The organism is Shewanella corallii (genome assembly GCF_023349125.1).
GTDB lineage: Bacteria > Pseudomonadota > Gammaproteobacteria > Enterobacterales > Shewanellaceae > Shewanella > Shewanella corallii.
In genome coordinates this window covers 62,981-69,159 of record NZ_JAKIKT010000015.1, presented here as the reverse complement: position 1 = coordinate 69,159, position 6,179 = coordinate 62,981, and the positions used below count along the sequence as shown (strand labels likewise).

Sequence of the window (6,179 nt, the reverse complement as noted above, 5' to 3'; positions counted from 1 at the left end):
CTTTGCATGCTGCGCGAACTTCGTTCATTGATGTCTCCAGTGAAGGAGAATAAGTCTTTGTCGACCTCATCAACTACTGTGAATGTCCACACAGATTTGCTTGTCTGTCTAATTGTTAAAGAGCGATTCAGAACGCGTTTCGTTCTGAAGAGGCTGCGTATTTTACGCTTCAAACCTCTTTCGTCAAGCGCTTTTTTGAAGAAGATTTTCAAGCGGTTATTTTCTGACCAGAGGTCGTTTTCAACACTGCTTTTTCATCTCTTCGGCCCTTGCCGACCTGACCTGCAAACCGCGCCGTTTGTCGCTGTGTGCCGTGTCAGTGAGGGCGCATTATAGGGAGCAAATTCGTTTGCGCAAGCGCTTTTTCGCAGAAAAATGCACTTTTTAGCAAATACTTACGCCCCCCTTACTTGAGCACAAGAAGGGCACACCATGCCCACCTGTTATCCACTAAATTATCCACAATCAGTAAATTTCGAGGCCTGATCGGGAAGATCACCGACTCACAAGCAATGTCGATTAAATCGCCTATTCATGGGGGTTTGAGCCAAATCTAACGATTTTGAGCGGGATCAGACGCCACACCAGCTCAGATGTTTCTACCTATATAAGGAAGAGAGAACGGAAATCCGCGGAACGCGATGTCCGATTGAGATGAAAGCGCCACTTAATATAGCTATCTACTACTTATATAACTACGCATATAAAAGAAGAGCCAGACACAGGCAGCTGTGGCTGACTCATATGCCCACTACCCCAGATGGTTGAAGATCTGCATAAAGGAAGGCGGCTCTTTAATATTGATAGGCACACCCAGTTTGCGAGCCAGGTCATTAGCCGAGATCATGCCACGGATATGGTGCAACTCATGGTCGATCACCAGGATATGATGCAAACCGTTTTCCTGCAGTGCCCTAACCACATCTCCTACCGTTGCCGAAGATAGCTGTTCAAAGTCCAACGACAGAACTTGATCCCTTGGGATCATCAAGTCTTTTACCGACACATCCTCAGGACTCACTCGCTCCTTGGTTGCCAGCTTCACCATGTTCTGATGAAACTCCCTCAGGGTAATCACCCCCATAAACTTATTACGCTTATCCACCACCAAACGCATAAAGGTATGGGTTCGCTCGAATATCTCCAGCGCCCTGGGCGCGCTGGTATCGAGATCGATAACCAAAGGCTGTGAGTGATCGAAGTCAGTAAAGATGGATATGGCGGGCGAATCCAACTTGGTCACGTCCTCATAGGTGGACCAAATCAGATGATCAATAGATGCAGTGCTGTATAGCTCAAGGTTTCTCATTGTTTTTCTACCTCTTGGTAATGCTCGAACCAATTCTTCCTTAGCAACTCCTTATCTATGCCTCACCTCCCCCTCAGTCAATAAAGATGAAACTGGTTTAATGACCTGTTGAATTGGTGATCATTTTGAAAGCCAAAGGTAATCACCAAGAAAGTTAACAAGCGTGGTTAAGTAAGCGGTGAATTAGGTGCAGGCAGGACACGGAACATGTCGAAGTAAATAAGAAAGTCTGTACTTATATAAGGAGAGAATCGGGAGCCGGCACTTCAAGGTAGTGGGATTCAGATTGGAGCCAGTCAGACACAGTAGTGACCACGTTGTCTTCGGGGAGTTTACCTCTGCCTTTAATAGGCAGTGCACACTCCCACAACACCAATACTCGCCAACCAAGCTCGCGGAGCTTTTCATGGTTCTCAAGATCCCGCTGGCGATTACCGATCAATTTCTCCCGCCACCAATCAGGCCCTCGGCCTTTGGTCTGCGATGACGCTGGAAACTGAAAATAGCGGCACTGGTGCATATGCCAGAAACAACCATTGATAAAAACCACAGCATGATGCCTAGGGAAAACCAGATCCGGCTTCCCCGGTAGGCGTTTGTCATGCAGCCGATAGCGAAACCCCAAAGCATGGAGCCTCTTCCTCAGCCACATCTCGGGGCGGGTATCCTCACCCCGTATGCGGGACATGTTAAAAGACCGGTCGGGCTGACTCTTACGTAGATTGCTAATTTTACTTTTCCTAATTAAGCGTATCAAACAAGCAGCCTACTTGTTGTTAGAAATTCCCTGGACCTCATCGATAAACTGCTTAAAAGATTGGAGCCATTGTCTTTGCTCATCTGAATAGGACTCATGAATAGGTAGGGGGACAACTAGCTGTAAATGGTGTCTTGCCATCTCATCAGTTTGTTCTTTGCTAATCGACGGCTCCATGGTAATTAGATGCTTCCTTGAAACTCGTTCCCCCTCAGCCAACACTTGACGCCAACGGTCTTTACAGGTTGTTTTTGCACCTAAAATCCTCAGCCTTTCACTCGGAAATTCTTTGCACTTATATTCCTCTGGCCCCGGAAATAGAAAATCAGGTTTCTGCTTACCTTCTGTTTTTGCACCTCTCCTAAACAACACGTTGTTAAACTTCAAAATATGCTCTATATGATTTTCAAAAGCTTGCCCACTTCTAGATTTCCTGCGATTTTGAACACTTAAAGAAAAGCTTATAAAGTCATCTACATCGCACCCGCTCTCACCAAAGCCAGTTTTTAATTTCTCGCCAACAAGATACCTTTCCAGTTGCCGAAAGAGCACCTCTTCAATATCCATCCACTCAATCAGAGATGAATCAGGATATTCTACCGGACATATATCTTTTTTGAATTCTCTCGCAAAGCAAGAAAAGCTTTTAGTATCAGGAAATCTTGGGCCAAATCTTTCCAAGATTTTATCAAGATAGAATTTCTGTTGGGAATCAAGGGAAATACCATATTGAGCTAGCATAAGCCTTATAGGCATAGCAATTTTCAGTGCGTCTAAAGACAATCGATTTAGACTTTTACCTTTTACCTTTACTCCAGTTGCAGCAAAAATAGCTCGAATTTGATCCTCATAGTGACTATCAGGAGGACAAAACACCATCAAGAGCTTTTTGTCATACGTCAAACCCAAGAGTAAAAAATCGCCCTCCCGTATCCTTTCAGTAACTGCGCTTTCTTTGTAATACAAGCGCCACTCAGGACCTCTGTCTTCCTGTAAAAAGCGAGTGTCATACCAAGACACGGTATCTTCGACAACTTCCGTAGTGTCCTCATCAAGAAAAACCAAAGTTGCTTGTAAGTAGGTTTTACTCCCGTCCTTTGGCATACCGATATGTTTCCCAATGCCAGCTCTTGGCAACCCTCCTATTTCATGCTGATTTGACTCTTTAGGGTTGGCATCAACTTTGGAAAGATACTTTATCCCAGCGGCGACAAAAACATCAGAGAGTTGTTCAAACATATGAAGATTACCTACTCAAAAAAAGCGAATACAACTTGATTTTGTATGGCTAGTGTAAGCTCCCAAAGCAATGCCGTCATCACAAGCAAGAGTGCATTACTTATAAATTTCTTACACTTGTATGGCCCTACTTATAAAATGAATGACGCAAAGCTGAAAAAGGGACATTTGTGTGATAGAGTGCGACACAGTTTTCCCAGACACTCATCAGATATGACCAGAGAAATCATTACCCTTGGCGACCTGCTTCACGAACAGCTGAATAAAGAAGACGAACTAGCAACCAAGCGGCTGCTGAAACTACTGATTGAAATTTATGATCAAAAGAATCTCGCCATCAAACTGAATACAATAGGTTTTCAAACCAGTAGAGAAAGTCTTAACAAGCTAAGCAAAGATCCTGATTCCATCAGTATCGCCTTGGACGAACGGGCTAGAAATCTGATCCAAGAAAAACTGCTTCCTGCCAAACCCGAACATTGGGACAACCCAGATTTTAAGTTCATAGACCTGTTCGCCGGTATTGGTGGCCTGCGCAAAGGCTTTGAAGAAGTTGGTGGGAAATGCGTATTTACATGTGAGTGGGAGCCTAAAGCCCGCAGGACTTACCTTGCCAACCATTATGTGGATGAAAGTGAGCTTCCTTACTTCCTCGATTCTGAGCAGGAAAATCCTGATCAGAACAACTCATTTATGGATATCACCAAAGTTACCCTCAGTGCTGTTGAAGGAATAAGTGACGAGGAGAAAGCTGAGCATATACGCAAACACATCCCAGAGCATGACGTGTTGCTGGCTGGCTTTCCTTGCCAACCGTTTTCAATTGCGGGTGTATCAAAAAAGAACTCTTTGGGCAGAGCTCATGGGTTTGAATGCGATACTCAGGGCACACTGTTTTTTGACGTCGAAAAAATCATTGAAGCCAGACAGCCAAAATACTTTGTGCTTGAGAACGTTAAAAATCTTAAGAGTCACGATAAAGGGAATACGTTCGCAACCATCATCCGAACCCTGGATCGCCTTGGCTACTGGGTGCTCGATATCACCGACGCGGGCACTGATATTGAAGACGCCATAGTTAATGTTCGCAAGCGTAAAAATGAGCCAGCAATCATCGACGGCATCCATTTTATTCCGCAGCATAGAGAACGTATTGTGTTGGTCGGTATCAGAAATGACTTGGTTGAAGCGGACTCTGCCTTAAAAGAGTTATCACTCAACCAAATAGAGAAACCGAATTCCCGCTACACCGTTTCCGATATTCTTTGCGATCTGAGTGACGCTGAAAAACAGAAGTACACATTAACACCAAACCTTTGGAACTATCTGTATCACTACGCTCTTAAGCACCAGACTAAAGGTAACGGTTTTGGCTTTGGCTTGGTTAACCCAAAAGACGATAGCGCAACTACCCGTACTCTATCTGCCAGGTATTACAAAGATGGTTCCGAGATCCTGATTAATCAATCAGATCTTGAGCAAGATTATCTGAATGACAAGAAGCAATTTGCTATTGCCAAGAATCAGGCAAGAGAGACATATGCCAAACGTCAGGCTGATCAGTTTAAAGCTGAAAAACCTGATGCATCTGAAACTGAGTACAAAGAGATAGTAAAGGTCAGTGAGCAAAAGTATGACGAAGCAGTGGGAAGGTACGCCAAAGAGTTCGACGCTCTGTACAAAACACCACGTCGCTTGACTCCTCAGGAGTGTGCCCGACTAATGGGATTTGAAAAACCAGAGTTTGACCGCAACGAACATGACAAAGATTTCCGCATAGTTTGTGCCGATGCCAGCGCATACAAGCAGTTCGGTAACTCTGTCGTAGTTCCGGTATTCCGCTCTGTCGCGAAACTATTAAAAACAGTGATGTAAAAAAGTATTGCCCTGCCGAAAGGTGGGGCGATTGTCATTCACTTAACCAGGTTCCCAACCATTGGTTCTTCTGTGAGAGTTAGAGCCTTGAGGGATCAACTCACAATGGATATTTCCGTTTTTATCAAAACCAATCACAATGTTGTCCCCCTCCTTGGCAACATCCATCACAGCGTTCGATTTAAAATACAGCCTGAACTCCGAACGAGTAGGATGTTTTTCTCTGGCGTCATACCAAGTCAAAAAAGATTGATGCATCTCATCGGAACCCCGCTCAGAAAACGAAGCTTTCATGTCTTCACGGCGCACTTCACCAAAGATGCTCTTAAGTTGAGAAACACCATTAAATTCATGTTGATTTGACCTAGTTGGTTCAGCCTCAACAGCGGATAGTGTTTTTACACACGACGCCTCAAACTTGATAGATTTTACTGCCATAGAAAAAACCACCTAAGCTATACATCTAATTTTCTATCATATTCCCATCCAATCGGGCCGACAATATACAAAAGTGACTCATAGTCCGTAGACCATTCCTCAACTCTCACCAATACTGACCTCAGTACTCACCCAAAGAGGTCCCGCTATGCACACACAAGACTCAAACGAATATGAAGAAACGCTGACAAACGGCTGGACTATCTATATCGAACCCAACCCTGACAGCTACCGAGGCGGATTAATGTGGCATGTATGTCATGACGACTGCATTTGGGATTCAGGTATTGAGTGGAGCCTTGAATATGCACTTAGCAAAGCTAGAGAAACTGCGGAAACTCGGGGGTTTAAGGAACACTCCAATCCCCATGTGGCGCTGCTGGATGACGATTGAGGAAATCACGTGGACGAGGCATGGACGCCGAGTCAGCTTCAGTCGAATCAGGGATGATCGTCTGGAGCGGTAGTTATTTTCTTCTTGAGTCATACAGGGCTTTCAGCGCCAGTCGGGGTGTCCTTGGGGATGCAAGGGGTGCTGGACAAGCAACACCCCTTGCCCGG

The 6,179-nt window shown here is 44.8% G+C and carries 6 protein-coding genes; 2 read left to right on the top strand and 4 right to left on the bottom strand.

Annotation, left to right across the window (positions count from 1 at the left end):
* Positions 1-751: 751 nt before the first annotated feature.
* The 3 genes from L2725_RS22305 to L2725_RS22295 form a co-directional block, all read right to left on the bottom strand.
* A complete protein-coding gene (locus L2725_RS22305) occupies positions 752-1,309 on the bottom strand; it encodes a CBS domain-containing protein (RefSeq protein ID WP_249251005.1) in 558 nt (185 codons plus the stop codon).
* Positions 1,310-1,544: 235 nt separating this feature from the next.
* Entirely contained in the window at positions 1,545-2,066 is a 522-nt protein-coding gene (locus tag L2725_RS22300; protein ID WP_283164415.1) for a very short patch repair endonuclease, read from the bottom strand.
* Between the two features lie 9 nt (positions 2,067-2,075).
* Entirely contained in the window at positions 2,076-3,305 is a 1,230-nt protein-coding gene (locus L2725_RS22295) for a type II restriction endonuclease (protein WP_249251003.1), read from the bottom strand.
* 213 nt (positions 3,306-3,518) lie between these two features.
* On the opposite strand from L2725_RS22295, the gene dcm reads away from it, so the two are divergent.
* On the top strand, positions 3,519-5,180 hold the full coding sequence (gene dcm / locus L2725_RS22290; RefSeq protein WP_249251002.1) for a DNA (cytosine-5-)-methyltransferase: 1,662 nt from the start codon (positions 3,519-3,521) through the stop codon (positions 5,178-5,180).
* Between the two features lie 42 nt (positions 5,181-5,222).
* Here the strand turns inward: dcm and L2725_RS22285 are convergent, their stop codons facing one another.
* The gene (locus tag L2725_RS22285; protein ID WP_249251001.1) at positions 5,223-5,618 is read right to left on the bottom strand and encodes a DUF2283 domain-containing protein; all 396 of its coding nucleotides are present in this window, start codon (positions 5,616-5,618) and stop codon (positions 5,223-5,225) included.
* A 148-nt stretch (positions 5,619-5,766) separates the two neighbouring features.
* Between L2725_RS22285 and L2725_RS22280 the strand changes: the two genes are divergently transcribed.
* The gene (locus L2725_RS22280; RefSeq protein WP_249250999.1) at positions 5,767-6,012 is read left to right on the top strand and encodes a hypothetical protein; all 246 of its coding nucleotides are present in this window, start codon (positions 5,767-5,769) and stop codon (positions 6,010-6,012) included.
* The last annotated feature ends 167 nt before the right edge of the window (positions 6,013-6,179 follow it).